Origin of the sequence: Streptomyces sp. NPDC020845 (assembly GCF_044334165.1) — a bacterium.
Taxonomy (GTDB): domain Bacteria; phylum Actinomycetota; class Actinomycetes; order Streptomycetales; family Streptomycetaceae; genus Streptomyces.
Map to the genome: position 1 here is coordinate 266,277 of NZ_JBIRSJ010000002.1, position 25,864 is coordinate 292,140.

At 71.8% G+C, this 25,864-nt stretch carries 17 protein-coding genes; 3 read left to right on the forward strand and 14 right to left on the reverse strand.

Annotated features, from left to right (window positions below):
* From ACH4U7_RS05100 to ACH4U7_RS05115, 4 genes are all read right to left on the reverse strand, one after another.
* Complete coding sequence (locus ACH4U7_RS05100; RefSeq protein WP_398526645.1) at nt 1-3,708, reverse strand: nitrate reductase subunit alpha; 3,708 nt, start codon at nt 3,706-3,708, stop codon at nt 1-3.
* 315 nt (nt 3,709-4,023) lie between these two features.
* The gene (locus tag ACH4U7_RS05105) at nt 4,024-5,061 is read right to left on the reverse strand and encodes a tellurite resistance/C4-dicarboxylate transporter family protein (RefSeq protein WP_398526646.1); all 1,038 of its coding nucleotides are present in this window, start codon (nt 5,059-5,061) and stop codon (nt 4,024-4,026) included.
* 716 nt (nt 5,062-5,777) lie between these two features.
* Nucleotides 5,778-8,378 carry an aminopeptidase N gene (pepN, locus tag ACH4U7_RS05110; protein ID WP_398526647.1) on the reverse strand — a complete coding sequence of 867 codons (2,601 nt, stop codon included), beginning with the start codon at nt 8,376-8,378 and terminating at the stop codon, nt 5,778-5,780.
* 167 nt (nt 8,379-8,545) lie between these two features.
* Nucleotides 8,546-8,896: a chorismate mutase gene (locus ACH4U7_RS05115; protein WP_370656717.1), complete on the reverse strand. Its 351-nt coding sequence runs from the start codon at nt 8,894-8,896 to the stop codon at nt 8,546-8,548.
* Nucleotides 8,897-9,175: 279 nt separating this feature from the next.
* On the opposite strand from ACH4U7_RS05115, the gene ACH4U7_RS05120 reads away from it, so the two are divergent.
* Nucleotides 9,176-9,553, forward strand: coding sequence for a VOC family protein (locus ACH4U7_RS05120; protein ID WP_398526648.1), 378 nt, complete (start codon nt 9,176-9,178; stop codon nt 9,551-9,553).
* An 88-nt stretch (nt 9,554-9,641) separates the two neighbouring features.
* Here ACH4U7_RS05120 and ACH4U7_RS05125 read toward each other — a convergent pair whose 3' ends face one another.
* Entirely contained in the window at nt 9,642-10,439 is a 798-nt protein-coding gene (locus ACH4U7_RS05125; protein ID WP_398526649.1) for a S1 family peptidase, read from the reverse strand.
* A 210-nt stretch (nt 10,440-10,649) separates the two neighbouring features.
* Between ACH4U7_RS05125 and ACH4U7_RS05130 the strand changes: the two genes are divergently transcribed.
* Both ACH4U7_RS05130 and ACH4U7_RS05135 read left to right on the forward strand, forming a co-directional pair.
* Entirely contained in the window at nt 10,650-11,546 is an 897-nt protein-coding gene (locus tag ACH4U7_RS05130) for a hypothetical protein (protein ID WP_398526650.1), read from the forward strand.
* A gap of 45 nt (nt 11,547-11,591) precedes the next feature.
* Entirely contained in the window at nt 11,592-12,065 is a 474-nt protein-coding gene (locus tag ACH4U7_RS05135) for a PPOX class F420-dependent oxidoreductase (protein ID WP_398526651.1), read from the forward strand.
* A 67-nt stretch (nt 12,066-12,132) separates the two neighbouring features.
* On the opposite strand, the gene ACH4U7_RS05140 is transcribed toward ACH4U7_RS05135, so the two are convergent.
* The 9 genes from ACH4U7_RS05140 to lgt form a co-directional block, all read right to left on the reverse strand.
* Nucleotides 12,133-13,626, reverse strand: a complete 1,494-nt coding sequence (locus ACH4U7_RS05140) for a glycosyltransferase family 39 protein (RefSeq protein WP_398526652.1) — start codon at nt 13,624-13,626, stop codon at nt 12,133-12,135.
* Nucleotides 13,627-13,695: 69 nt separating this feature from the next.
* Nucleotides 13,696-14,736 (reverse strand): transporter, encoded by a 1,041-nt coding sequence (locus ACH4U7_RS05145; RefSeq protein WP_398526653.1) that lies wholly within the window; start codon nt 14,734-14,736, stop codon nt 13,696-13,698.
* Between the two features lie 118 nt (nt 14,737-14,854).
* Nucleotides 14,855-15,877 (reverse strand): translation initiation factor IF-2, encoded by a 1,023-nt coding sequence (locus tag ACH4U7_RS05150; protein WP_398526654.1) that lies wholly within the window; start codon nt 15,875-15,877, stop codon nt 14,855-14,857.
* Nucleotides 15,878-15,995: 118 nt separating this feature from the next.
* Nucleotides 15,996-16,928 carry an ABC transporter ATP-binding protein gene (locus tag ACH4U7_RS05155; protein WP_398526655.1) on the reverse strand — a complete coding sequence of 311 codons (933 nt, stop codon included), beginning with the start codon at nt 16,926-16,928 and terminating at the stop codon, nt 15,996-15,998.
* Nucleotides 16,925-17,365 carry a GntR family transcriptional regulator gene (locus ACH4U7_RS05160; protein ID WP_014180518.1) on the reverse strand — a complete coding sequence of 147 codons (441 nt, stop codon included), beginning with the start codon at nt 17,363-17,365 and terminating at the stop codon, nt 16,925-16,927. Before ACH4U7_RS05160 ends, ACH4U7_RS05155 begins: the two co-directional genes overlap by 4 nt.
* A gap of 213 nt (nt 17,366-17,578) precedes the next feature.
* Nucleotides 17,579-19,039, reverse strand: a complete 1,461-nt coding sequence (locus ACH4U7_RS05165) for a glutamate synthase subunit beta (protein ID WP_398526656.1) — start codon at nt 19,037-19,039, stop codon at nt 17,579-17,581.
* On the reverse strand, nt 19,032-23,540 hold the full coding sequence (gltB, locus tag ACH4U7_RS05170) for a glutamate synthase large subunit (protein ID WP_398526996.1): 4,509 nt from the start codon (nt 23,538-23,540) through the stop codon (nt 19,032-19,034). The genes ACH4U7_RS05165 and gltB overlap by 8 nt, the downstream gene beginning before the upstream one ends.
* 329 nt (nt 23,541-23,869) lie before the next feature.
* Nucleotides 23,870-24,601 (reverse strand): VIT1/CCC1 transporter family protein, encoded by a 732-nt coding sequence (locus ACH4U7_RS05175; RefSeq protein WP_398526657.1) that lies wholly within the window; start codon nt 24,599-24,601, stop codon nt 23,870-23,872.
* Nucleotides 24,602-24,780: 179 nt separating this feature from the next.
* A complete protein-coding gene (gene lgt, locus ACH4U7_RS05180; RefSeq protein WP_398526658.1) occupies nt 24,781-25,806 on the reverse strand; it encodes a prolipoprotein diacylglyceryl transferase in 1,026 nt (341 codons plus the stop codon).
* Nucleotides 25,807-25,864 lie beyond the last annotated feature (58 nt).

Consider the following 25,864-nt stretch of genomic DNA (forward strand, 5'->3'; position numbering starts at 1 on the left):
TCAGTACTCCACGTTCTGGGACCGGCGCCGGATGACGGTGATCGCGTCGCGCTGGTTGCCGGTCGGTCCGTAGTAGTTGGGCGCGAAGGAGAGCTGCGCGTAGCCGCCGATGAGGTGGGTGGGCTTGATGAGCAGCTTGGTGAGGGCGTTGTGGGTGCCGCCCCGGCCGCCGGTGGTCTCGGACCTGGGCACGTTCACCAGGCGTTCCTGTACGTGGTACATGAACACGGTGCCTTCGGGCATGCGGTGGGAGACCACGGCCCGGGCGACGACGACGCCGTTGGCGTTGACCGCCTCGATCCAGTCGTTGTCGGCCACGCCGATGGCCTGGGCGTCGGGCACGCTGAGCCAGATGACGGGGCCGCCGCGGGCCAGCGTCTGCATGATCAGGTTTTCCTGGTACTCGGAGTGGATGGACCACTTGGAGTGCGGGGTGACATAGCGGACGGTCACCGAGCGGCCGGTATCCCCGCTGTCGGTGCCGGGTGGCGGGGCCTCGCCGAGAGCGGCCATGTCCAGCGGGGGCCGGTAGACGGGCAGTTGCTCGCCGAGTTCGGCCATCCAGTCGTGGTCCAGGTAGAAGTGCTGGCGGCCGGTGAGGGTGTGCCAGGGCTTGCGGTGCTCGGTGTTGATGGTGAACGGCGCGTAGCGGCGGTCGGCGGCCTCCTTGCCCGACCATTCGAAGCTGGCGCCGACCTGCACGGGGCGGGTCTGGGTGTCGGAGAACACCACGCGGCGCTCGGCCACCGAGGCGCCCAGTTCGGTGAGGCCCGAGGCAGGGCCGCAGCGCTCCGCGAGCTGCCGGAACCCTTCGGCGGCGAGGCGTCCGTTGGTGGTGCCGGAGAGGGCGAGGATCGCCTCGCACATCTTGGTGTCGGTGTCCAGCAGCGGCCGTCCCTCGGCCGCGCCGCGTACGGCGGTGCCGCAGCGGTGCGCCAGCCAGGCGGCCTCCGGCGCAGGGTCGACGCCCACGCCCTTGACCCGCATGCCCTGCCGTTCGGCGAGCGGGCCGAAGGCGGCGAGCTGGTCGGCGACGGCGGTGTAGTCGCGTTCGACGAGGGCGAAGTCCGGCAGATTACGGCCGGGCACGGCGCCGGTCACGGTGCCGGTCGCCGCGTCGCGCCAGTCCGGTACGGTGCCGCCGGGCTGGGCGGTCTCGCCGGGGGTGTCGTGCATCAGGGCACAGGCCACCAGGTCGTGGGCGGTCTCCAGGCGTCCGGCGGCGAGTTCGCTGAGTTTGCGGGCGAGGCCGTGGAAGATCTCGAAGTCGGTACGGGCCTGCCAGGGCGGGATGATCGCCGGGGTGAAGGCGTGGACGTACGGGTGCATGTCCGTGCTGGACAGGTCGTGCTTCTCGTACCACGTGGCGGCGGGCAGCACGAGGTCGGCGAAGAGCGTGGTGGAGGTCATCCGGAAGTCCAGCGCCAGCAGCAGGTCGAGCTTTCCGCGCGGCGCCGTATCGCGCCAGGTCACGTCCGCCGGGCGGTTGCCGGGCGGGGCCTCCTCGGCGGTGGCGTTGTCGCGGGCGCCGAGCAGATGGCGCAGGAAGTACTCGTTCCCCTTGGCGGAGGACCCGATGAGGTTGGCCCGCCAGACGGTCAGCACACGGGGCCAGTTCTCCGGCGCGTCCGGGTCCTCGCAGGCGAAGTCCAGTTTCCCGGTGGCCAGTTGCCCGGCGATCCACTCCCCCGCCGGCTGCCCGCTCTCCTTGGCCCGGCGGCCCAGGTCGAGGGGGTTGGCGGCGAAGGTGGGGTACGAGGGCATCCAGCCAAGACGCATGGACTGGGCTACCAGGTCGGCGGTGTGGCGGCCGGCGAACAGGCCGCGGCCGGTGGGGGACGCCAGCGCGTCGGCGCCGTACCGTTCGTAGCGCCACTGGTCGGTGTGCAGATACCAGTACGGGGTGCCGGCCATCTGCCGGGAGGGCCGTACCCAGTCGGCGGCGGTGGCCAGCTGCTGCCATCCGGTGAAGGGCCGCACCTTCTCCTGGCCCACGTAGTGCGCCCAGCCTCCGCCGTTGACGCCCTGGCAGCCGGTGAGGAGCAGCAGGGTGAGGAACGAGCGGTAGATGGTGTCGGAGTGGAACCAGTGGTTGGTGCCGGCGCCCATCACGATCATGCAGCGCCCGTTGCTCTTCTCGGCGGTGCCCGCGAACTCGCGGGCCGCGCGGATCACGGCGGCGGCCGGTACGGAGGTGATGGCCTCCTGCCAGGCGGGGGTGCCGGGCACCGTGGCGTCGTCGTAGCCGGTCGGCCACTGTCCCGTAAGGCCGGGGCGGCCCACCGCGTACTGGGCCATGAGCAGGTCGAAGACCGTGGTGACCAGCCGTCCGCCGAGCCGCCGTACGGGGACGGAGCGCCGTACGGTGGCGCCCGGCGTATCGAAGCGGGGCAGCTCGACCTCGACCGTCTCGACAGTCCCGGCGGCCTGATGGAGGGTCAGCCGGGGGGTGATGTCGCCCAGGTCCAGGTTCCAGCGGCCCTCGCCGCCCTTGCTCCACCGGTCGCCCAGGGTGCCGCCGGGGACGACCGGGCGGTCGGTCAGGGTGTCGTAGAGCACCGGCATCCAGCGCCGGGCCGCCTCGTCGGCGTGGGCGGCCAGGCCCGGGTCGGTCTCCTCCAGGTCGGCGGCGGTGAGGAACTTGCCGGGGACGCGGTGTCCGGACGGCTCCCGCTCGACCAAGTCGACCAGGAAGGGCAGATCGGTGAAGCGCCTGACGTAGTCGGTGAAGTAGGGGACCTCCCGCTCGGCGAAGAACTCCTTGAGGATGACGTGGCCCATCGCCATGGCGACCGCGCCGTCGGTTCCGGGGTGGGGGTGCAGCCACTCGTCGGCGAACTTGGTGGCGTCCGCATAGTCCGGCGAGACCACCACCACCTTCTGGCCCCGGTAGCGGGCCTCGGCCATCCAGTGGGCGTCGGGGGTGCGGGTGACGGGGACGTTGGAGCCCCACAGCATCAGATAGGCGGCGTCCCACCAGTCGCCCGACTCGGGGACGTCGGTCTGGTCGCCGAACACCTGGGGGGAGGCGATGGGCAGATCCGCGTACCAGTCGTAGAAGGAGATCATCGGCGCGCCGATCAGCGACATGAAGCGGGCGCCGACGGCGTGCGAGGCCATGGACATGGCGGGGATCGGGGAGAAGCCGGCGATCCGGTCCGGGCCGTATGCCTTCAGCGTGTGCACATGGGCGGCGGCCGCGATCTCCAGCGCCTCGTCCCAGGTGATGCGGACCAGCCCGCCCTTGCCGCGGGCCGACTGGTAGCGGTGGCGCTTGTCCGGGTCGCCGGTGATCTCCGCCCAGGCGGCCACCGGGTCGCCGAGCCGCGCCTTGGCCTCCCGGTAGAGCTCGACCAGTACGCCGCGGGCGTGCGGATAGCGCACCCGGGTGGGCGAGTAGGTGTACCAGGAGAAGGCGGCGCCGCGCGGGCAGCCGCGGGGCTCGTACTCCGGCCGGTCCGGGCCGACCGAGGGGTAGTCGGTCTGCTGGGTCTCCCAGGTGATCAGCCCGTCCTTGACGTACACCTTCCAGGAGCAGGAGCCGGTGCAGTTCACGCCGTGCGTGGAGCGCACCACCTTGTCGTGGGCCCAGCGCTCCCGGTACGGGGAGTCCTCCACCGCCTGGTCGGTCCGGTACACGGCCCGCAGGTCCCGGGTGGTCGGGGTGCGCCTGAGGGACGCCCCGGCCCGCAGGAGGCGCTCGGTCACCGCTGACGCGGCTGACTCGGCCGCCGATCGTGTTGTGCGACGCGCCACGGACCAACAACTCCTCTGGGTGGGGGGCCAGGCCCCGTGCCGCTTCCCCCGGCAGCGGCATGTGACCTGCTTGGGTTCGCGCCACAGCATCGCCCGCGTATCAGCCACACCGTCTGACCGCTTTCGGCCATTTGGCATCACCTGAATCTGTTTTTTCTTGCACTTTGCAATGCTTGTCTCAGGCGTATGACTTGCCCACCAGGCAAAAATGGATGGAAGTTGACGAGGCATCAAACTGGCCTGGTGATCGGTACGGCCTGGTCCTCCTCATCGCCCGGGCGGTGCCGGATGGGAGGCGTTGCCATTTCTTGACCTCTTTTTCTGGCCAGATCCTCGGCCGGCCAACGCACCGAACATGACCATGGCCCATGCCCCAGAGGCAGCCCAGGCCATCGCATGCCCCACGGCCACCAGTCGGTGCGGCCCCTCGGCGGTGCCCAGGGCGGCCGTGGACACGGCGTACATGCCCAGCGGGAAGACGATCGTCCACCACGTCGGCTCATAGCCGAGCGAGACCCGGTGCACCCCGTGCCGCCAGACCCCGGCGGCCAGCAGCACCGGCAGCAGACAGCTCATCCAGACCCATATGACCAGGAGAAACCCCGCGACGACGTCCCCAGGGGGCGAGGAGTCGAGCCCCTGCGGAACGAGCCGGGCGCCGGCCAGCAGGCTGATCGCGCAGGCGCCCATCGTGATCCAGTACGGCGGCGACAGCTCCTGCGGCCGTACGCCGAGGCGCACCAGCCGGCTCGCCACCGCCACGGCCACCACGACATAGAGCGCCAGCCCGAGGGCCCAGCCGGTCTCCTTCGCGGCCAGGGCCCGGTGGGGATCCAGCGCGGCGCCGGCCAGCACCACGGATTGGAGGCCCACCACGCACAGAAACCAGCTGCCGTCGACATGCCGCAGCACGCCGCCGGGCCCGAGCGCGCGCACCACCCGCGCCGCGCACCACATCAGCGCCAGCCATACGGGCAGGGCCACGGCCAGCAGAATCGCCGCGACCGGCCGCCACGGACCGGCCGCCAGCCGGGTGGCAAGCACATCGGAGCCCGCGACGAAGGTGAAGAACCCGAACACCTTCGCCGGGTCCCTCAGCTGCGCCGCCACCTCCCGCCGGTGTCCGGTCACCCGCCGCGCCCAGGCCACCAGCAGCAGTCCGTACATCGCGAGGGCCACCGCGAGCAGCCCGTCCGACGCCCATCGCGCCCCCGCGGCGCGGACCCCCTGCGAGACGATGCCGGTCGCCATCACCGGCGCGAAACCGCCGGGCCGCAGCTCCCGGTCGGCCCGCACGCGTGTCATCCACATCACGCCAGGAGGCTGCCACCGGCCCGGCGCGCCGACGCGGCGGTTCGGCCGGGCGGGATCTCGACGGGGGTGTGTTCGGCCAAGGACATCCCATGATCTGGCCACGCCGTCTTGGTGATTGCTTGGCGCTACGCAGAGATACGCGATACCCGCCGGGGCATCAGGCCGCACCGGGCGACGCGAACGGGTGTCGCGAACAGGGCCGCGAACAGGTGAACGCCCCCTTGGAAGGGGGCGCGGGGTGGCGGAAGGGAGCGTGCGGCCGGGGGCGGCGCGCCGTCGGGGACGGCGCCCCGGCGACCGCAGCGCCCCGGCCGCCGCCGGGGGCGGCGTGCGGCCGGGGGCCGGGGCGCCATCACTCCGGCGCCCGGCGGCGCGACGCCTCGTCGGCCGGGGCCGCGCCAGTCGGCTACGCCTCGACCGCGAGGCCGCACGAGGTCCACTACCTCCGCGCCGCCCCGCCGGGGGGCCGCATACACTCCGCTCGCCCCGGCGGCGGGCAGGGGGCGGCGGCCGGGGCCCGTCCCTCCGGCGTGCCGCAGCCGGGGCCGCGCCCCGGCTCCGCTACGCCTTGTCGGCCGGGGCGCGCCAGTCGGCCACGCCTCAACCGCGCCGCCCCGCCCCGTGTGCTACGCCTCGCCCGCAAAGCGGCGCGAGGTCCACTACCTCCGCGCCCGCAGGGCCCGCGCGCGACCCCGCCACCGGGGCCGCTACGCCCCACCCTCCGTGGCTGCCGCCTCCTCCTGGGCCCGCTGGACGTGCAGCGCCCGGCGCAGATCGTCGAGCTCGTCGGCGAAGCGGCGGCGCAGCGTCGGGGACACGGACGGGTCGTCGGCGCTCAGGCACTCCTCCCCCAGCCGCAGGGTCGTCTCGTCCACCGTCGTCGGGAAGCCCCAGCGGGCGACCGAGTCGGCGATGGCCGGGCCGCGGCGGACGGCCAGGTCGACGGCGGCCGGGAAGTAGCCGTGGACGTACTCGGCGAGGAGGGCGTGCTGCTCGGGCTGCCAGAAGCCCAGGGCTGTCGCCGTGACGAGGTAGTTGGACAGCTCGGGGCCGTCGGCCTCGAAGAGCGCGGCCCAGGCGGCGCGCTTGGCCTCGGCGTCGGGGAGCGCGGCGCGGCAGCGGGCCGCGCCCTCCTGGCCGGTGGCGCTGGAGTCCCGGGCGAGCTCGGCGTCGATATCGGCCGGGGTGACGGCGCCGAGGACGGCGAGGCGCCGGAGGACCTGCCAGCGCAGCTCGGGGTCGAGGTCCGGGCCGCCGGGGACGGTGTCGCGGCCGAGCCAGTCGCTCAGCTCGGCGGCCGAGGTGGCGCTGTCGACGAAGGTGCGCACGGCGGCGAGCCGCAGCCCGGGGCCCGAGCCGTCCTCGGTGCGGCGCAGCAGATCGCGGCAGGTGGCGGAGATGGTGGCGAGGGCGGCGGCGCGCTTGTGGGCGGGGAGGTAGCGGTCGGCGATCTGGGTGCGGGCGAAGGCGAGGACGCCCTGGACGATCGCTATGTCGGTCTCGTGCGGGAGATGGGCGCGGGCGGCGTCGAGGTAGGCGCCGGGCGGCAGTTCACCGTCGCGCACCATGTCGCGCGCGGCGTTCCAGACGACGGCGCGGCTGAGCGCGTCGGGGAGGCCGGACAGGGAGCGCAGGGCGGTCTTCCAGGAGCCGGGGTCCAGCCGGATCTTGGCGTAGGTGAGGTCGCTGTCGTTGAGGAGCAGCAGGTCGGGGCGGGGGCCGGTGAACGGGAGGGTCAGCGGGGAGCCGTCGGTCAGCTCGGCCTCGACCCGGTCGCGCAGCACGAGCTTGTGGGGGGCGGCGGGCTCGTGGTCGTACAGGCCGATGGCGATGCGGTGCGGGCGGCTGATGCCGCCATCGCCGGCTTCGCTGCTTCCGCCGTGGCTTCCCTTGTGGTGGATCTCGGCCGTCCACCGGCCGCCGCTCGTGGTGATCACCGGCGTGAGGGTGTCCACGCCGTCGGTGCGCAGCCAGCGGTCGGCCCAGGCGTGCACATCCCGGCCGGATGCCTCGGCGAGGGAGTCGATGAAGTCGGCGAGGGTGGCGTTGCCGAAGCGGTGCCGGGTGAAGTGGTTGTTGATGCCGTCGAGGAAGTTCTTCTCGCCGAGCCAGGCGACGAGTTGGCGCAGCGCGGAGGCGCCCTTGGCGTAGGAGATGCCGTCGAAGTTGAGGCGGGCGGCGGCGGTGTCGGGCACCTGCTCGGGGGTGGGGGCCACGGGGTGGGTGGAGGGGCGCTGGTCGGCGTCGTAGCCCCAGTTCTTGCGGCGGACGCCGAAGTCGGCCCAGATGTCGGTGTAGCGGGTGGTCTCGGTGAGGGTCTGATAGCCCATGTACTCGGCGAAGGACTCATTCAGCCAGATGTCGTCCCACCACTCCATGGTGACCAGGTCGCCGAACCACATATGGGCCATCTCGTGGGCGATGACCATCGCGCGGGTCTGCCGTTCGGCGTCGGTGACGGCCGAGCGGTAGATGAATTCGTCGCGGAAGGTGACGAGGCCGGGGTTCTCCATGGCGCCGGAGTTGAACTCCGGGACGAACGCCTGGTCGTAGGAGTCGAAGGGGTACGGCTCGTCGAAGATCTCGTGGTAGTGGTCGAAGCAGCGACGGGTGATGTCGAAGAGCTCGTCGGCGTCGGCCTCCAGGTACGGCGCGAGGGAGCGGCGTACGTGCAGGCCGAAGGGCAGACCGGCGTGCTCGGTGCGCACCGAGTGGTACGGCCCGGCGGCCAGCGCGAGCAGGTAGGTGCTGATGGGCGGGGTGGGCGCGAGCTGCCAGCGGCCCTCGTGCGGTTCGCCGACGCGGGTGGCGATGCCGTTGCCGAGGACGGTCCACTCGGGCGGGGCGGTGACGTGCACCTCGAAGACGGCCTTGAGGTCGGGCTGGTCGAAGCCGACGAAGACGTCGTTGGCGTCGGACATACAGCACATGGTGTAGAGGTACGTCTCGCCGTCGGCGGGGTCGGTGAAGCGGTGCATGCCCTCGCCGGTGCGGGAGTAGCGCATGTCCGTCTCGACGCGCAGCTCGTGCTCGCCCTCGGCGAGCCCGGTGAGCGGCAGGCGCCCGTCGGCGATCACCTCGTCGGCATTGTCGAGGGGGAGCTCCTGGCCGTCGAGCACGATGCGGTGCAGGGCGGCAGGCATGAGCTCGGCGAAGGTGTCCACGTCCGGCTGGCGCGCGCTGAAGCGAATGGTGGTGGTGGAACCGAAGATCTCATCGCCACGGGTCAGGTCGAGGTCGAGGGTGTAGTGATGGACCTCGATGAGGCGAGCTCGGGTCTGCGCTTCGTCGCGCGTCAGTACGGACATGGAGACATGCTGCCCTACTGCCTGCGGGCGTCACACGCCCGGGAAGAGGTTGCGCGGCGCGGTGCGGTTCTGTGTGGATTTGGGGGTGGTGCGCCGGGGGGTGCGGCCTTCCCCTCCGCCCGGCGCCCCGGACCGCGCCCCCTTTGACGGCAGGCCCTGGGCAGTCCTCAGGAGCGCGCGATCGTCTCGTGGTGGCGGATGACCTCCGCGATGATGAAGTTGAGCAGCTTCTCCGCGAAGGCCGGGTCGAGCTTGGCGCTCTCCGCGAGGTCGCGGAGCCGCTTGATCTGGCGGGCCTCGCGGGCCGGGTCGGCCGGGGGGAGCTTGTGCTCGGCCTTGAGGTAGCCGACCTGCTGGGTGGCCTTGAAGCGCTCGGCCAGCATATGGACCACGGCCGCGTCGATGTTGTCGATGGAGTCGCGCAGCCGGGTCAGCTCGGCGCGGACGGACTCGTCGATCTCGTCGTTGGTGCTCATGGTGGCGGCCCCGTCGGTCCCCTCGGTCTCGGTTTGCGTCATGACAAGTGACCCTATGCGGCCCCGGGCGCCGCTGTGACCAAGGGACCAGTGGGTGGACCGGGACGAGGTCCGGGGCGGGGGTCCGGCGTGTGGTCCGGGGCGGGGTCGCGGAGACCGCCCCCGGCCCCTGTGGGGGGTTGGGGAGGGGCCGAAGGCGGTCGTTCCCCTTGGAGTGCTCTCCCCGGTCGAGCGCCTCCACCGTGGAGGAGTGGGTTTATGGACCCAGAGGTTCCATCTGTGTTCGGTTTTCTGGGGGTGCCTCGGCCTATCGTCGGGAGCATGATTGCGAAGCTCCAGTGCACCGTCATCGACTGCCCCGACCCCGTAGCGCTGGCCGGTTTCTATGCCGAGATCCTGGGCTGGCGGGTGGACGCGGACGATCCGGAGTGGGTGTGGCTCATCTCTCCGGACGGCCAGCGGTTCGCCTTCCAGGCGGTCCCCGACCACAAGCCGCCGCGCTGGCCGGACCCGGACCATCCGCAACAGTTCCATCTGGACTTCGACGTGGACACGATCGAGGACGTGGAGCGAGCGCAGCGGGAGGTGATCGCTCTGGGCGCGACCTTCCTGCACGACAGCGGCGGCGAGCGGTCGGGGTTCCGGGTCTTCAGCGACCCCGCCGGGCACCCTTTCTGTCTCTGTTACAGGCAGAGCTGAGCGGCGGCGGCGCGCAGCGCAGCGCCCCTGGCGGACACGCTAGGGGCGAACGCCGGGGCCGGCGGGGAGCCGGCCCCGGGGCGGTGGGTCAGCCGCCGAGCTGGGTGGCGCCCGCCTTGATGTCCTTCGCGAAGGTGCTCACCTCGGTGTAGACGCCGGGCTTGCCGGGGCGGGCGCAGCCGTCGCCCCAGCTGACGATGCCGACCTGGATCCACGCACCGGAGTCGTCCTTGCGGAACATCGGGCCGCCGGAGTCGCCCTGGCAGGTGTCGACGCCGCCGGTGTCCATGAACCCGGCGCAGATCTCCTCGCCGGCGACGAGGTCGCTGTACGCCCGCTTGCAGGTGGTGTCGTCGACGAACGGCACGGTGGCCTTGAGCAGGTAACGCTGCTGGCCGCCGCCCTCGACGGCGGCGCCCCAGCCCGCGACCGTGAAGTCGCCCTTGTTGTAGGCGGTGGTCTCGGCGATCTTCAGGGTGGGCTGGTTGATGGGCTGGGCGAGCTTGATCAGGGCCCAGTCCTTGCCGGTGCCGTTGTAGCCCGGGGCCTGCAGCACCCGGGTGGACTTGACCTTGACGGCACTGGAGCTCTGCAGGTCCACCACGCCGGCGGTGGCGGTGATGGAGGTGTTGGCGCCGCTGCCGTCCACGCAGTGGGCGGCGGTGAGCACGATGTCCTGGGTGTAGAGTGCGCCGCCGCAGCCCATGGACAGCCGCACCATGAAGGGGAATTCACCCTGGGCGGCCCGGGTGCCGCCGACGACGGACGGGCCGGGCTCGGCGCTCTTGGCCTGGGCCAGGGAGGTGCCGGGCATCAGGCTGAACGCGGCGAGCGCGACCGCTCCGACGGCGGCTGATCTCTTCACGGGCTTCCGGAGATTCCGCAACGGAGTTCCTTTCGTGGGGGGTTGAGCTACTTGCCAGGCTCATGCCAAGCAGCGTTGCGATTATCTGGACGCACCGATCGGCCTGACAAGGGTCGCTTTCCGGCCACACCCGTCGGCCACACCGACCGGCCCGGCCTGCGGCGCGACCGGGTCCGCCGCCCGTAGAGTTGAATCAGGGGGCACGGCGGACAACGGCTACGGGGTGACGGCGTGGCGGCACCGGGCAGCGACATCGAGCACGGATTCCCGCACCTGGACACGGTCCGGGCCGCGCTCACCGCGCTCTACAAGCGGCTGTCGTACGACGGGGTGCGGACCTACGAGCTCAGCGTGGCCCCCGGCGATGTGGCCTTCTGCGACCAGGACGATCTCTACCTCGGCGTCCAGCGCGTCGCCCGGGTCATGGTGCGGCAGCTGCGCCTCCCGGACGCGCGCATGATCGTCAGCTTCCGCGAGATGCGGCACGCGGGAAACATCGAGCTGGCCGCCGGACCGGAGTACTTCATCGAGCTCAACTCCCGCTTCAAGACCCACCGCCGGGACATCGGCGCGGCCCTCGCCCATGAGGTCACCCACGTCTATCTGCACCGGCTCGACCTGTCGTTCCCCGGCACCCGCGCCAACGAGATCCTCACCGACACCACCGCCGCCTACCTCGGCGCGGGCTGGCTGCTGCTCGACGCGTACCGCCAGGACTCCGTCTCCAGCCAGAAGCTCGGCTATCTGACCCCGGAGGAGTTCGGATACGTGCTGGCCAAACGGGCGCTGGCGTTCGGCGAGGACCCCGCCATCTGGTTCACCAGCCCGCAGGCGTACGAGGCGTACGTCAAGGGCCTGGACGTGGCGCGCGGCGACGAGCGGCAGCCGCCGCTGGCCGCGAGCGGCTGGGCGGGCCGCCGCCGCTATGCGCGGGACCGCCGGTTCGCGCAAGGCCACCCCGAGGCGCCGCCGCCGGTCGGCCCGGCCGGATACGCCTTCGAAAGCGGCTCCCCGCTGCGCGTCTCCTTCCCCTGCCCGACCTGCCGGCAGCGCATCCGGGTCCCGGCGCGCGGCCGGATGCGGGCCCGCTGCGGGCTGTGCCGCACGGTGCTGGAGTGCGACACCTGACCGGTGCATGCCGCACCGCGCGCCCGACGCCGTAGGCTCGGCCGCATGAGCCCCTCCATCGCCACCAACACCCGGGTCGGCCGCGACGAACTGCTGGAATTCGTACGGCCGCGCCACCGCGCCATCCTGATGACCCGCCGGGCCGACGGCTCGCCGCAGGCCTCGCCGCTGACGTGCGGCGTCGACGACGCGGGGCGCGTCGTCGTGTCGACCTACCCCGAGCGCGCCAAGGTCCGCAACGTACGGCGCGAGGCGGCCGTCAGCATCATCGTGCTCTCCGACGAGTGGAACGGACCGTGGGTGCAGATCGACGGCACCGCCGAGGTGATCGACACCCCCGAGTCCGTGGAGCCGCTGGTCGAGTACTACCGCAATATCGCGGGCGAGCACCCGGACTGGGACGAGTACCGGGCCGCCATGGTCAAGCAGGGCAAGTCGCTGATCCGGATCACCCCGGAGCGCTGGGGCCCGATCGCCACCGGCGGCTTCCCCGCCCGCCTGGTCGAGGACGAGAAGTAGGGGTCTGGGCGCGGCAGGGCCCGCCTTCGAAGGCGGGCCCTGTCCCCCGTGACCTGCCGCGCCCGGGTCAGCAGGCGCCGGGGCGGGCGTAGAGGACGACCACCATCCCCCGGACCTCCCGCTCGGCGCAGCGGCGGAAGGAGCGGTCGAGGACTTCGCGCTTCATCCGCTCCTGCGGGGTGTCGTCCAGTGGCCGGCCGGGCGGGTCCATCACCACGGCGATCCGCTGGACGGTCAGCATGCGGGCGCGGATACGGGGCGCGGGCAGCTCGATGCCGTGCAGGGTGCCGGAGGGCACCGCGTGCCGGGCCAGGGCCAGTTCCTTCAGGCCGCGGAACTCCCCCGGGCTCGACAGGATGGGCTCGCGCCGCCGCGCGGGCATGAACAGCACCCCGTCCCCGGGCCGGGTCAGGTCCCGTACAGCGCGCGCCGCGGCCATCGGGTCGTCCAGGCGGCTCTGCGGCGTCCGCAGCTGGATCGAGTACGGCAGCAGGGCGGCCACCGCGACGACGGCCAGCACCGCGGCCGCGGCCTTCGGATACGGGACGGCGCGCAGCGCGGCCTCAAGCCCGGCGCCCGCCAGCAGGGCGAATCCGGCGTAGGAGTAGAGGACGTAGCGGTCGACGTAGATGGGGTGGATGAAGGAGACCGCCAGCAGCGCCGCCCCCGGCAGGATCAGCAGCGGCGGCGCGAGCGCGCGCAGCGGGACCGGACCGGCCGCGGCCGAGGGGACCATGGCACAGCCGAGCCCCACCAGTGCCGGTATCGCGAAGCCCAGCAGTTCGGGCCGGCCCGGGTCGCCGATCCACCCCACGAGCGACGCCTGCTGCTGGCTGACGATCGCCAGCGGCGCCAGCACGACGGCCACGGCGGAGGCCGCCCGGGCCCAGGCCCAGCGGAGCGGCGCGGGAAGGCGGGCCGACAGCAGCGCGACGCCGTGGGCGAGCACCGCCAGGACCGCGAACTCGTGCAGCAGACAGGTCGCCGACGCGGCGGCGGCATACCCGGCCCAGATCCGCTTGCGGGGATGCGCGACGGCGGAGAGCAGCAGATGGGTGCACCCTACGACCGCGGCGCAGACCAGGGCGTACGAGCGCCCCTCCTGCGCGTAGCGCTGCACCGCCGGGGCGAGCGCGAAGACGACTCCGGCGGCCAGCCCGGCCCGGGGCCCCGCGAGCCGGTGCCCGAGCAGCGCCACGCCCGCGGCCGCGGCGGCCATGGCCAGCGCCGAGGGGAGCCGCAGCGCGAGCAGCCCGCCGTCCCAGAGGGTGAAGACACCGTGCATGAGCAGGTAGTACAGGCCATGGGCGACATCGGCTTCGCCGAGCAGATGCCAGAGGTCGGCGACGGAGCGGTGGGCGACCTGATACGTCGTCGACTCGTCCCGCCACATGCTGTTCTGACGGCGGATCCCCCACAGGCCGAGCGCCAGCGTCAGCCCGGCCGGGACGAGCGCGACGGCGGAGCGCCGCCCGCGGCGGCGGGACGCCGGGGACTCGGGCGCGGGGCGGACGCGGGGAACGGCTCGGGCGGCGGCGTCGAGGGCGGGCGAGGGGACCATGGCGAAGGGACTCCGATCGAAGCGGAAGTTCGGAGCGGGAGGTGACGGGAACGGTCGGGCGGTGGCCGGTCAGGCCCGTCTGCGCCTGATCCACCACACGCAGAAGGCGGCGAGCGCGGCGGCCGCGGCCAGACAGATCCCGGCCTGGATCCACTGCATCGGCCAGAAGTGGCTCATGGGGTGGTAGTCCGCATACTGCTCGACCACGTGGTGGCGGTCGAAACAGCGCATACGGGACCGCGCGGTGTCGAGTGTGTTGCAGGTCGATTCGTCGAGCCTGTCGCCGGACCGGGTGAGATAACCCCAGCGGAGCCGCCATGCGTCGTCCGGCGTCTCCGCGTAGGTGCCGAGGTTCACGGTCGTGGTGAGCGGAGGCACCAGATGGGGGCGCAACTGGCGAAGGCCGTACATGGCGCCGATGGTGAGGGCGAGGGTGCAGGCCATGGCGGGTACGGTCCGCCGCAGCAGCAGGCCGAAGGCCGTGCCGAGGACCAGGGACAGCAGGGACAGCGCCACGGGGGCCGGGCCCGCCACCTCGAAGGGCACGGTGGTGACCCAGCTGACCTCGTCGAACACCATGCCGCGCACGGGCCACCACCACCAGGTGAACAGCGCGGCCAGCAGCGAGGTGGCGGCCAGGGTGGCAGCGGCGGGGACGGCGAGGGTGGCCAGGAGCCAGCGCGTCCGGCCGGCCGACTGGGACCAGACGACTTTGGCGGTGCCGCTTTCGAGTTCGCGCGCGACGAGTGGGGCGCCGATGAAGGTTCCGATGAGCGCCGGGATCGCGAGCAGCAGCCGTCCGGTGTAGAGCAGCGCCGTACGGTACGAGTCGAGCTCACCGAACGCCCGCCCCAGCGGGGTGGGACGGCCGTCGTCGGACGACAGTCGCATCCCGTGGCACTCGGGATACCACAGCCGGCAGCCGGCCAGGTTCCGGTCACGGATCAGGTCGACCATGCCGGCGCGCTGGTAGGCGATGTATCCGGCGAGGGCCAGGATCAGCACCCCGCCCAACAGCAGGGCGGTCCGCTGGCGGCGCCAGGCCAGCCAGAGCGGGCCGCGCGGGCTCAGGCGGGCGAGGCCCGGACGCGAGAGGGTTCCCGTACTCATGCCCCGCCCTCCCGCTCAGTCTCGGCGCGCTTCCACGCGCGGGCTTCCCTCGTCACTGCTCGCTCCTCCGTCGCTTCGCGGCTCCTCAGTCCAGCCCGCACAGCGCACCAAGACACGTTCACACTGGCTCCTTCACAGCGGGCCGGCGCCGGATCCACCACACGCACAGCGCGGCGAGCGCGGCGGCCGCGGCCAGACAGATCCCGGCCTGGATCCACTGCATCGGCCAGTAGTGGCCGGCCGGGTGCAGCTCCTCGTACTGCCGCTTGGTGGCACCGAGCCGGGCGAGGCAGCGGTTCCAGCCGTCGTCACCGACGGCGGACGCGCAGCGGTCCGAGGGGACCTTCTCCCCGGAGCGGGTCAGAAAGCCCTCGGTGAAGCCGCGCCACGAGGTGTGGAAGAGTTCACTGGGGGTGCGCGCGAATTCGCCGGTGGCGTCGGAGACGATGGTCCGTGGGGTCATCAGGTGGGGGCGCAGGGCGCCGAGCCCGTACTGGACGCCGACGGTGACCCCCAGCGTGGCCACCATGGCGGGCAGGGTCCGGCGCAGCAGCAGTCCGGCCGCCGCGCCGAGGAAGAAGGAGAGCGGGGCGAGGGCTACCGCGGCCGGGCCGGTCGCGTCGAAGGGCACGGCGGTACCCCAGGCGATGTCCGAGAACTGGGCCCGGGCCGCCCGCCACCACCAGGTGTAGAGGACCGCGAGGACCGTGGTGCCGGCCAGTACGGCGGCGAGCGGGAGCGCGAGCTTGGCGACGAGCCAGCGGGTCCTGCTGACGGACTGGGTCCACACCACCTGATGGGTGCCCGCCTCCAGCTCCCGGGCGAACAGCGGCGCGCCGATGAATACGCCGATCAGCGCGGGCAGCGCGATGAGCAGCCGTCCGGTGTTGAGCAGCGGCGTCCGGTAGGCGGCGCTGAGATGCATGAGCGCGCCGGTCATCGGGTCGCTGCGGTTGCCGTGGCAGTACGTCTGCCAGTCCGAGCAGCCCTCGATGCCGTGCGTCCGCATATAGCCGACCATCTGGGTGCGCTGCCACACGATGTACGCGGCGACCGCCACGACCAGGGCCAGGCCCGCCCGGAGCGCGGCCCGGTGCTGCCGCCACACCAGCCACACCAGTCCTCGGGTGCGCGGCCTCACGCCCCTCCTCCCCGCTCAGTCTTGGCGCGCTTCAACGCGCGGGCTTCCCTCGTCGCTGCTCGCTCCTCCGTCGCTGCGCGGCTCCTCAGTCCAGCCCGCGCAGCGCACCAAGACACGCTCACGCTGGCACCTCCGCACCGGGCGGGCGGGCGCCTGCGGTGATCAGCGGCGGGGCGTCGGGGGCGCCCAGATAGCCGAGCAGGACCTCTTCCAGGGACGGTTCCCTGACGATCCAACCGTCCTCGGTCACCGCGGCCGACGGGCGTATCAGCGCGGTGAGCTGACGGCCCGTCGCCCGGGTCCCGACCACGGTGTGGCGGGCGACCTCCTGCGGTGTGCCCCCGTCGGTTCCGCGCGGTCCGGTGATCAGGCGGTGGGCGGCCTGGACGGCGTCGGTGTCGCCCGCCAGGCGGAGCCGGCCGCCGCCGATCAGCAGCAGAAAGTCACAGACGCCGTCGAGTTCGGCGAGCACATGGGTGGAGATGACCACGCTGGTGCCGCGCTCGGCGGCCTCCGCCATCAGGGCGCCCATCATCCGGTGCCGCCGCAGCGGGTCCTGATCGGCCATCGGCTCGTCGAGCAGCAGCAGGTCGGCGCGTTTGCCGAGGGCGAGGGCCAGGGCCACGCAGGTGCGCTGGCCGCCGGAGAGGGAGCCGACCCGGGCGGTCAGCGGAACCTCGGCCTCGGCCATGATGCGCTCGGCGGCCGACTGGTCCCAGCCGGGGTTGAGTTCGCGGCCCAGGCGCAGGGTCTCGGCGACGGTGAAGCGCGGGTAGAGCGGTTTGTCCTGGGCGACGAAGGCGATACGCCGCCGCGCCTCGGCGGACCGCGGATCGGCGCCGAAGACCCGTACGGTCCCGGTGGTCGGCGCGAGCAGATCGGCGGCCAGGGACAGCAGGGTGCTCTTGCCCGAGCCGTTGGGGCCGACCAGGGCGCAGATGCGCCCGGCGGGCAGCCGGAACGTGAGGTCCCGCAGGGCCCAGCCGCGCCGGTACTTCTTGCCAAGACCGGTGGCTTCCAGGGCGGTGGAGGGTTCGTATCGGTCGGTCACCCGTGCTCCCTGTTCAGGGCTGTGCCCTCGCCGGTGTCGGTGGTCGGGGCGGTCGGGGCGTCGGCGAAGCGCTCGTCGAGGACCGAGGCGATCAGCGCCGCGACGTCCTCGCGCTCGAGCCCGGCGGCGCGCGCACGGTCTGCCCACGCGGCCAGTTCGGCGCGCAGCGGCGAGTCGGCGGCGGCGCCGGGCCGGGCGAGGGAGCGCCGTACGAAGGTGCCGAGGCCGGGCCGCGGCTCGACCAGGCCCTCCCGCTCCAGTTCGCGGTAGGCCTTCAGGACGGTGTTGGGGTTGATCGCGGTGGCCGCGACGACCTCCTTGGCCGTGGGCAGCCGGTCCCCCGGCTGCAGCAGACCCAGGCGGAGCGCCTGCTTGGTCTGCTGGACGATCTGCAGATAGGTGGCGATGCCGCTGCGGCGGTCGATGCGGTACTCCATCAGCCACCACCACCCTTTCACTAATCAGTTAGTGGAATGATGGTGTGACGGTCCCCGGGCAAAGTCAAGACGAGCAGGTGGCGGCAGGTGCGTAAAACCACACGGCGCCCGCCCCCGGTCGGGAAGGGGGCGGGCGCCGTGCGCCGGTCCGTACGCCGTTGTACGGGCGGAGTCCAGGTGGTGCCTGGAGGTGCGGAAGAGGTGTGGAAGGGGTCAGACGGCCAGTGCGCGGTCCGTCGGGCGGATCGGGGCGGGCAGGGCGCTGGTCCCGGCCAGGAAGCGGTCCACTCCGCGGGCGGCCGAGCGGCCCTCGGCGATGGCCCAGACGATCAGCGACTGGCCGCGGCCCGCGTCGCCGGCCACGAAGACGCCGTCCACGTTGGTGGCGAAGTCCGCGTCGCGGGCGATGTTGCCGCGGGCGTCCAGCTCCAGGCCGAACTGCTGGACCAGGCCGTTCTCCTGGTCCGTGCCGGTGAAGCCCATGGCCAGGGTGACCAGCTGGGCCGGGATCTTCCGCTCAGTGCCCGGCTTCTGCTCCAGCTTGCCGCCCTTGAACTCCACCTCGATCAGGTGGAGCCACTGCACATTGCCGTCCTCATCGCCCTCGAAGTGGGTGGTGGAGACGGAGTAGACCCGCTCACCGCCCTCCTCGTGCGCGGAGGTGACCTTGTAGAGCATCGGGAAGGTCGGCCAGGGATGCGCCGCGGAGCGCTCGTCGCCCGGCCGCGGCATGATCTCCAGCTGGGTGACCGAGGCGGCGCCCTGGCGGTGGGCGGTGCCGACGCAGTCCGCGCCGGTGTCGCCGCCGCCGATCACCACGACGTGCTTGCCCTCGGCGCTGATCGGGGTGGTGACGTAGTCGCCCTCCTGCACCTTGTTGGCCAGCGGCAGGTACTCCATGGCCTGGTACACGCCCGTGAGCTCGCGCCCGGGCACCGGCAGGTCGCGGGCGGTGGTGGCGCCGGCCGCGATGACCACGGCGTCGTAGCGCTTGCGCAGCTTGGCGGCGTCGATGTCGCGGCCGATCTCCACACCGGTGCGGAACTTGGTGCCCTCCGCGCGCATCTGCTCGATCCGCCGGTTGATGTGGCGCTTTTCCATCTTGAACTCGGGGATGCCGTAGCGCAGCAGCCCGCCGATGCGGTCGGCGCGCTCGTACACCGCGACCGTGTGGCCGGCCCGGGTCAGCTGCTGGGCGGCGGCCAGGCCGGCCGGCCCGGAGCCGATGACGGCGACGGTCTTGCCGGACAGCCGCTCGGGCGGCTGCGGGGTGACGTCGCCCGTCTCCCAGGCCTTGTCGATGATGGAGACCTCGACGTTCTTGATGGTCACGGCGGGCTGGTTGATGCCCAGCACACACGCGGCCTCGCACGGGGCGGGGCACAGCCGCCCGGTGAACTCCGGGAAGTTGTTGGTCGCGTGCAGCCGCTCGCTGGCCTCCCGCCAGTCCTCGCGGTAGGCGTAGTCGTTCCACTCGGGGATCAGGTTTCCGAGCGGACAGCCGTTGTGGCAGAACGGGATGCCGCAGTCCATGCAGCGGCCGGCCTGCTTGCTGATGATCGGCAGCAGCGAACCAGGGACGTAGACCTCGTTCCAGTCCTGGACGCGCTCGCCCACCGGACGGGTCTTGGCGACCTCGCGGTCCGTGCTCAGAAAGCCCTTGGGATCAGCCATTGGTCGCCGCCTCCATCATCTTCTCGGTGGTCTCGGACTCGGAGAGCCCGGCTCGCTCGGCGGCGTCCTTGGCGGCGAGCACTGCCTTGTACGTGGTGGGGATGATCTTGCTGAAGCGAGGGAGGGCGGCGTCCCAGTCGGCGAGCAGGGCGCCCGCGACGGTGGAGCCGGTCTCCTCGTGGTGGCGGCGCACCACGTCGTGCAGCCACTGCTGGTCGGCCGTATCGAGCGCTTCGACGGACTCGATGTTGCCGGCGTTGACGTTGTCCCGGTCCAGGTCGACGACGTAGGCGATGCCACCGGACATGCCCGCCGCGAAGTTGCGGCCGGTCGGGCCGAGCACCACGGCCCGGCCGCCCGTCATGTACTCGCAGCCGTGGTCGCCCACGCCCTCGGAGACGACGGTCGCGCCCGAGTTACGGACGCAGAACCGCTCGCCGACGCTGCCGCGCAGGAACATCTCGCCGCCGGTGGCGCCGTACGCGAGGGTGTTGCCCGCGATGGTCGAGTACTCGGTCAGGTGGTCGGCGCCGCGGTCCGGGCGGACGATCACCCGGCCGCCGGACAGGCCCTTGCCGACGTAGTCGTTGGCGTCGCCCTCCAGGCGCAGCGTGACGCCGTGCGGCAGGAACGCGCCGAACGACTGGCCGGCCGAGCCGGTGAAGGTGATGTCGATGGCGTCCTCGGGCAGACCCGCGCCGCCGAACTTCTTGGTCACCTCGTGGCCGAGCATGGTGCCCACGGTCCGGTTGATGTTGCGGATCGCGACCTGCGCGCGGACCGGCTGGGCCGCCTCGGCGCTCTCCGCGTTCAGCGCATCGGACGCGAGCTTGATCAGCTCGTTGTCCAGCGCCTTCTCCAGGCCGTGGTCCTGGCCCACCACCTGGTGGCGCACCGCGCCCTCGGGCAGGTCCGGGACGTGCAGCAGCGGGGCGAGGTCCAGGCCCTGCGCCTTCCAGTGCGCCACGGCGCGGGTGGTGTCCAGCAGCTCGGCGTGGCCGACGGCCTCGTCGAGGGTGCGGAAGCCCAGCTCGGCCAGGAGCTCGCGGACCTCCTCGGCGATGAACTCGAAGAAGTTCACCACGAACTCCGGCTTGCCGCTGAACCGCTCGCGCAGCACCGGGTTCTGGGTGGCGATGCCGACCGGGCAGGTGTCCAGGTGGCATACGCGCATCATCACGCAGCCGGAGACCACCAGCGGGGCGGTCGCGAAGCCGAACTCCTCGGCGCCGAGCAGCGCGGCGATCACGACATCGCGGCCGGTCTTGAGCTGGCCGTCGGTCTGCACCACGATGCGGTCGCGCAGGCCGTTGAGCAGCAGCGTCTGCTGGGTCTCGGCCAGGCCGAGCTCCCAGGGGCCGCCCGCGTGCTTGAGCGAGGTGAGCGGGGAGGCGCCGGTGCCGCCGTCGTGGCCGGAGATCAGCACCACATCGGCGTGGGCCTTGCTGACGCCCGCGGCCACGGTGCCGACGCCGACCTCGGAGACCAGCTTGACGTGAATGCGCGCCTTCGGGTTGGCGTTCTTCAGGTCGTGGATCAGCTGGGCGAGGTCTTCGATGGAGTAGATGTCGTGGTGCGGCGGCGGGGAGATCAGGCCGACGCCCGGGGTGGAGTGCCGGGTCCTGGCGACCCACGGGTAGACCTTGTGCCCGGGCAGCTGGCCGCCCTCGCCGGGCTTGGCGCCCTGGGCCATCTTGATCTGGATGTCGTCGGAGTTGACCAGGTACTCGCTGGTGACGCCGAAGCGGCCGGAGGCCACCTGCTTGATCGCCGAGCGGCGTGCCGGGTCGTACAGCCGCTCCGGGTCCTCGCCGCCCTCGCCGGTGTTGGACTTGGCGCCCAGCTGGTTCATGGCGATCGCCAGGTTCTCGTGCGCCTCCTTGGAGATGGAGCCGTACGACATGGCGCCGGTGGAGAAGCGCTTGACGATCTCGCTGACGGGCTCGACCTCCTCGATCGGGATCGAGGTCCGCCCGCTCTTGAAGGCGAACAGGCCGCGCAGCGTCATCAGCCGCTCGGACTGCCCGTTCACCCGCTCGGTGTACTTCTTGAAGATGTCGTAGCGGCGGGAGCGGGTGGAGTGCTGCAGCCGGAAGACCGTCTCGGGGTCGAACAGATGCGGCTCGCCCTCGCGACGCCACTGGTACTCGCCGCCGATCTCCAGCGCCCGGTGAGCGGAGGGGATACCGGAGACGGGGTACGCCTTGACGTGCCGCGCGGCGACCTCCTGGGCGATGACATCCAGGCCCGCGCCGCCGATCTTGGTGGCGGTGCCGCGGAAGTAGGTCTCCACGAAGGACTCGTCCAGGCCGACGGCCTCGAAGACCTGCGCACCGCGGTAGGAGGCCACGGTGGAGATGCCCATCTTGGACATCACCTTCAGCACACCCTTGCCCAGCGCCTTGATCAGGTTGCGGATCGCGGTCTCGGCCTCGACGCCCGGCAGGAACGTCCCGGCGCGGACCAGGTCCTCGACCGACTCCATCGCCAGGTACGGGTTGACGGCCGCGGCGCCGTAGCCGATCAGCAGCGCGACATGGTGCACCTCGCGGACGTCGCCCGCCTCGATCAGCAGCCCCACCTGGGTGCGCTGCTTGGTGCCGATGAGGTGGTGGTGGACGGTGGAGGTGAGCAGCAGGGAGGGGATCGGGGCGTGCTCGGCGTCCGAGTGGCGGTCGGAGAGCACGATCAGCCGGGCGCCGTCCTCGATGGCGGCGTCGGCCTCGGCGCAGATCTCCGCCAGCCGCGCGGCAAGGGCCTCGCCGCCCCCGCCGACCCGGTACAGGCCCGAGAGGGTCGCGGCCTTCAGGCCCGGCATGTCGCCGTCGGCGTTGATGTGGATGAGCTTGGCCAGCTCATCGTTGTCGATCACCGGGAAGGGCAGGGTGACGCTGCGGCAGGCGGCCGGGGTCGGCTCCAGCAGATTGCCCTGCGGGCCCAGCGAGGAGATCAGCGAGGTGACCAGCTCCTCGCGGATGGCGTCCAGCGGCGGGTTGGTGACCTGCGCGAACAGCTGGGTGAAGTAGTCGAACAGCAGCCGGGGGCGCTCGGAGAGGGCGGCGATCGGGGAGTCGGTGCCCATCGAGCCGATCGGCTCGGCGCCGGTCTTGGCCATCGGGGCCAGGATGACGCGCAGCTCCTCCTCGGTGTAGCCGAAGGTCTGCTGACGGCGGGTGACCGAGGCGTGGGTGTGCACGATGTGCTCGCGCTCGGGCAGATCGGCCAGGTCGATCAGGCCGGCTTCCAGCCAGTCGCCGTACGGCTGCTCGGCGGCGAGCGTGGCCTTGATCTCGTCGTCCTCGATGATGCGGTGCTCGGCGGTGTCGACCAGGAACATCCGGCCGGGCTGCAGCCGTCCCTTGCGCACCACCTTGGCCGGGTCGATGTCCAGCACGCCGACCTCGGAGGCCAGCACGACCAGGCCGTCGTCGGTGACCCAGTAGCGCCCGGGCCGCAGACCGTTGCGGTCCAGGACCGCGCCGACCTGAGTGCCGTCGGTGAAGGTGACGCAGGCCGGGCCGTCCCAGGGCTCCATCAGCGTGGAGTGGTACTGGTAGAAGGCGCGCCGCGCCGGGTCCATGGAGGGGTGGTTCTCCCACGCCTCGGGGACCATCATCAGCACGCTGTGCGGCAGCGAGCGGCCACCGAGGTGCAGCAGCTCCAGGACCTCGTCGAAGGTCGCGGAGTCGGAGGCGTCGGGGGTGCAGATCGGGAAGATCCGCTCCAGCTTCTTGTCTCCGAACAGGTCGCTGACCAGCTGCGACTCCCGGGCGCGCATCCAGTTGCGGTTGCCCTTGACCGTGTTGATCTCGCCGTTGTGGGCGACGAAGCGGTACGGGTGGGCCAGCGGCCAGCTCGGGAAGGTGTTGGTGGAGAACCGCGAGTGGACCAGCGCGATGGCGGTGGCGAAGCGGCGGTCGGACAGGTCGGGGAAGAACGGCTCCAGCTGGCCGGTGGTCAGCATCCCCTTGTAGACCAGGGTGCGCGAGGACAGCGACGGGAAGTAGACCCCGGCCTCCCGCTCGGCGCGCTTGCGCAGCACAAACGCCTTGCGGTCGAGGGCGAGCCCGCTGCTGGCGCCGTCGGTGACGAAGAGCTGGGCGAAGGCGGGCATGACGGAGCGGGCGGCCTCGCCGAGCAGGTCGGGGGCGACCGGGACCTCGCGCCAGCCGAGGACGGTCAGACCCTCCTCGGCGGCGATCCGCTCGATGTGGTCGGCGGCGTCGGCCTCGCCGTCCGGGAGGAACGCGATGCCCACGGCGTACGAGCCGGCCTCGGGCAGCTCGAACCCGCTGACACTCGTCCGGAGGAACGCGTCCGGAACCTGGACGAGGATGCCCGCGCCGTCACCGGACCGGGGATCGGCACCGGTGGCTCCACGGTGCTCAAGGTTGCGCAGCACGGTCAGAGCCTGCTCCACGAGCTCATGGCTGGCCTCGCCGGTGAGGGTCGCCACGAAGCCGACGCCACAGGCGTCGTGCTCATCGCGCGGGTCGTACATCCCCTGTCGGGCGGGGTGGGACGCGGAACGCATCGGCTCTCCCGTCGTCGTCTACGGCATTTGGGTGTGCCGAGGGACGACGCTGGCCCTCCGCCAAGAAATTTTCGTGCAGGTTACATGATGGGTCGCTTCTCGGGAAGTGGATAGCGCGTTCCATCATGCGGACACCGGACACGAAGGGTGAAGTAAGGCAAGGGGGGATCAAAGGATCGCCCCGCCGAAGCGCGAAGCGGGCGACGCTGCCCACGGCGCTACGGCGTTATGCCCGTCGGTAAACGGATTGAAACCGTCAAGTAACGGCGTAATCTTGCGGCTCGCCGTATGGTAAATCAACCCACGGCCGTGCCAAAGAGTATGCCCAAGGCATATGTCACACCGGCCGCCGCGCCACCCAGCGCCAGCTGCCGCAGCCCGCTGAACCACCAGCTGCGAGCGGTCACCCGCGCCACCACCGCACCGCACGCGAACAGCCCGATCATCGCCAGCGCCACGGCCGGCCACAGCGCCGTCGCCCCCAGCAGATACGGCAGCACCGGCAGCAGCGCGCCCAGCGCGAACGAGCCGAACGAGGACACCGCCGCCACCAGCGGCGACGGCAGATCGTCCGGGTCGATGCCCAGCTCCTCGCGGGCGTGTATCTCCAGCGCCTGCTCGGGGTCCTTCGACAGCTGCTCGGCCACCTGACGTGCCAGCTGGGGCTCCACGCCCCGCGACTCGTACAGCGCCGCCAGCTCCTCCAGCTCGTCCACGGGATGCTTGCGCAGCTCGCGCCGCTCCACCTCCAGCTCGGCCTCCACCAGCTCACGCTGGGAGGCCACGGAGGTGTACTCCCCGGCCGCCATCGAGAACGCGCCGGCGGCAAGACCCGCCAGCCCGGTGATCACGATCGTCTGGCGGTCCACGGCGCCGCCCGCGACACCGGTCATCAGCGCGAGGTTGGAGACCAGACCGTCCATCGCACCGAATACGGCCGGGCGCAGCCAGCCGCCGTTCACATCGCGGTGGGTGTGGTTGTCACGGTGCGCGATGTGCGGAGGTTCGGTACTCGCGATGACAGACATGATGGATACTGCGCTCCCTTCAGGGGGTACGGGCGCGGCCGCCCTCAACCCAACAGTCCGAAGGTACGCACGAATTCCCTGCCGCCGCCAGCAAGGAAGGCCGAACTTACCTCGCTGACCTGCGGAAACGCAAAGGCCGCCGAACCCGTGCGGCTCCGGCGGCCTCTCGGTGACGCTCGCTACTTCGAGGCTTCGGCCTCCGGCTTCGACTCCGCCTCGGCTCCGGTCTTGCCCTCGGTCTTGGACTCCGCCTTGGCCTCGGTCTTGCTTTCGGTCTTGGCCTCCGCCTTGGCCCCGGTCTTGCTTTCGGCCTCGGCCTCAGCCTCGCCGCCGCCCTCACGGCCCGGCTCGCCGCCCTCGGCCTTGGCCTGCTCCGCCCCGGCCACCGCGGCGGGCTCCACGATCTCCTCCCGCCCGGGGGCCTTCTTCGCGGAGATCACGAAGTAGGCCACCGCCGCCAGGAAGACGACGATCGCCGTCCAGTTGTTCAGCCGCATGCCCAGCACATGGTGGGCGGTGTCCACTCGTAGGTACTCCACCCAGAAGCGGCCTACGGTGTACGCGGCGACGTACAGCGCGAACGCCCGGCCGTGTCCCAGCTTGAACCGCTTGTCCGCCCAGAGCACCAGCAGCGCCACGCCCACGCACCACAGCGACTCGTACAAGAACGTCGGCTGGTACGTACCGGCGACGCGCCCTATGTCGGGGTCGGCGTCGATCTTCAGCCCCCAGGGCAGATCGGTCTTCTTGCCGTACAGCTCCTGGTTGAACCAGTTGCCCCAACGGCCGATCGCCTGGGCGAAGGCGATCCCCGGCGCGATCGCGTCCGCATACGCCGGGAGCGGGATCCCCCGGCGCCGGCAGCCGATCCAGGCGCCGAGGGCGCCCATCGCGATCGCACCCCAGATCCCGAGGCCGCCCTCCCAGATCTTGAAGGCGTCCACCCAGTCGCGACCGTCGGTGAAGTACAGCTCATAGTCGGTGATGACGTGGTACAGCCGACCGCCGATCAGGCCGAAGGGCACCGCCCATACGGCGATATCGGCGACCGTGCCGACCTGGCCGCCCCGTTTGACCCAACGTCGGCCGCCGAGCCAGACCGCCACGAAGACACCGAGGATGATGCAGAAGGCATAGCCGCGCAGCGGGATCGGGCCGAGGTAGATCACGCCGGACGACGGGCTGGGAATGTATGCGAGGTTCATGTCGGAGTCGACGCTACCGTGCCGGGCGGTCAATACGGCAACCCACCCGGCGCAACGG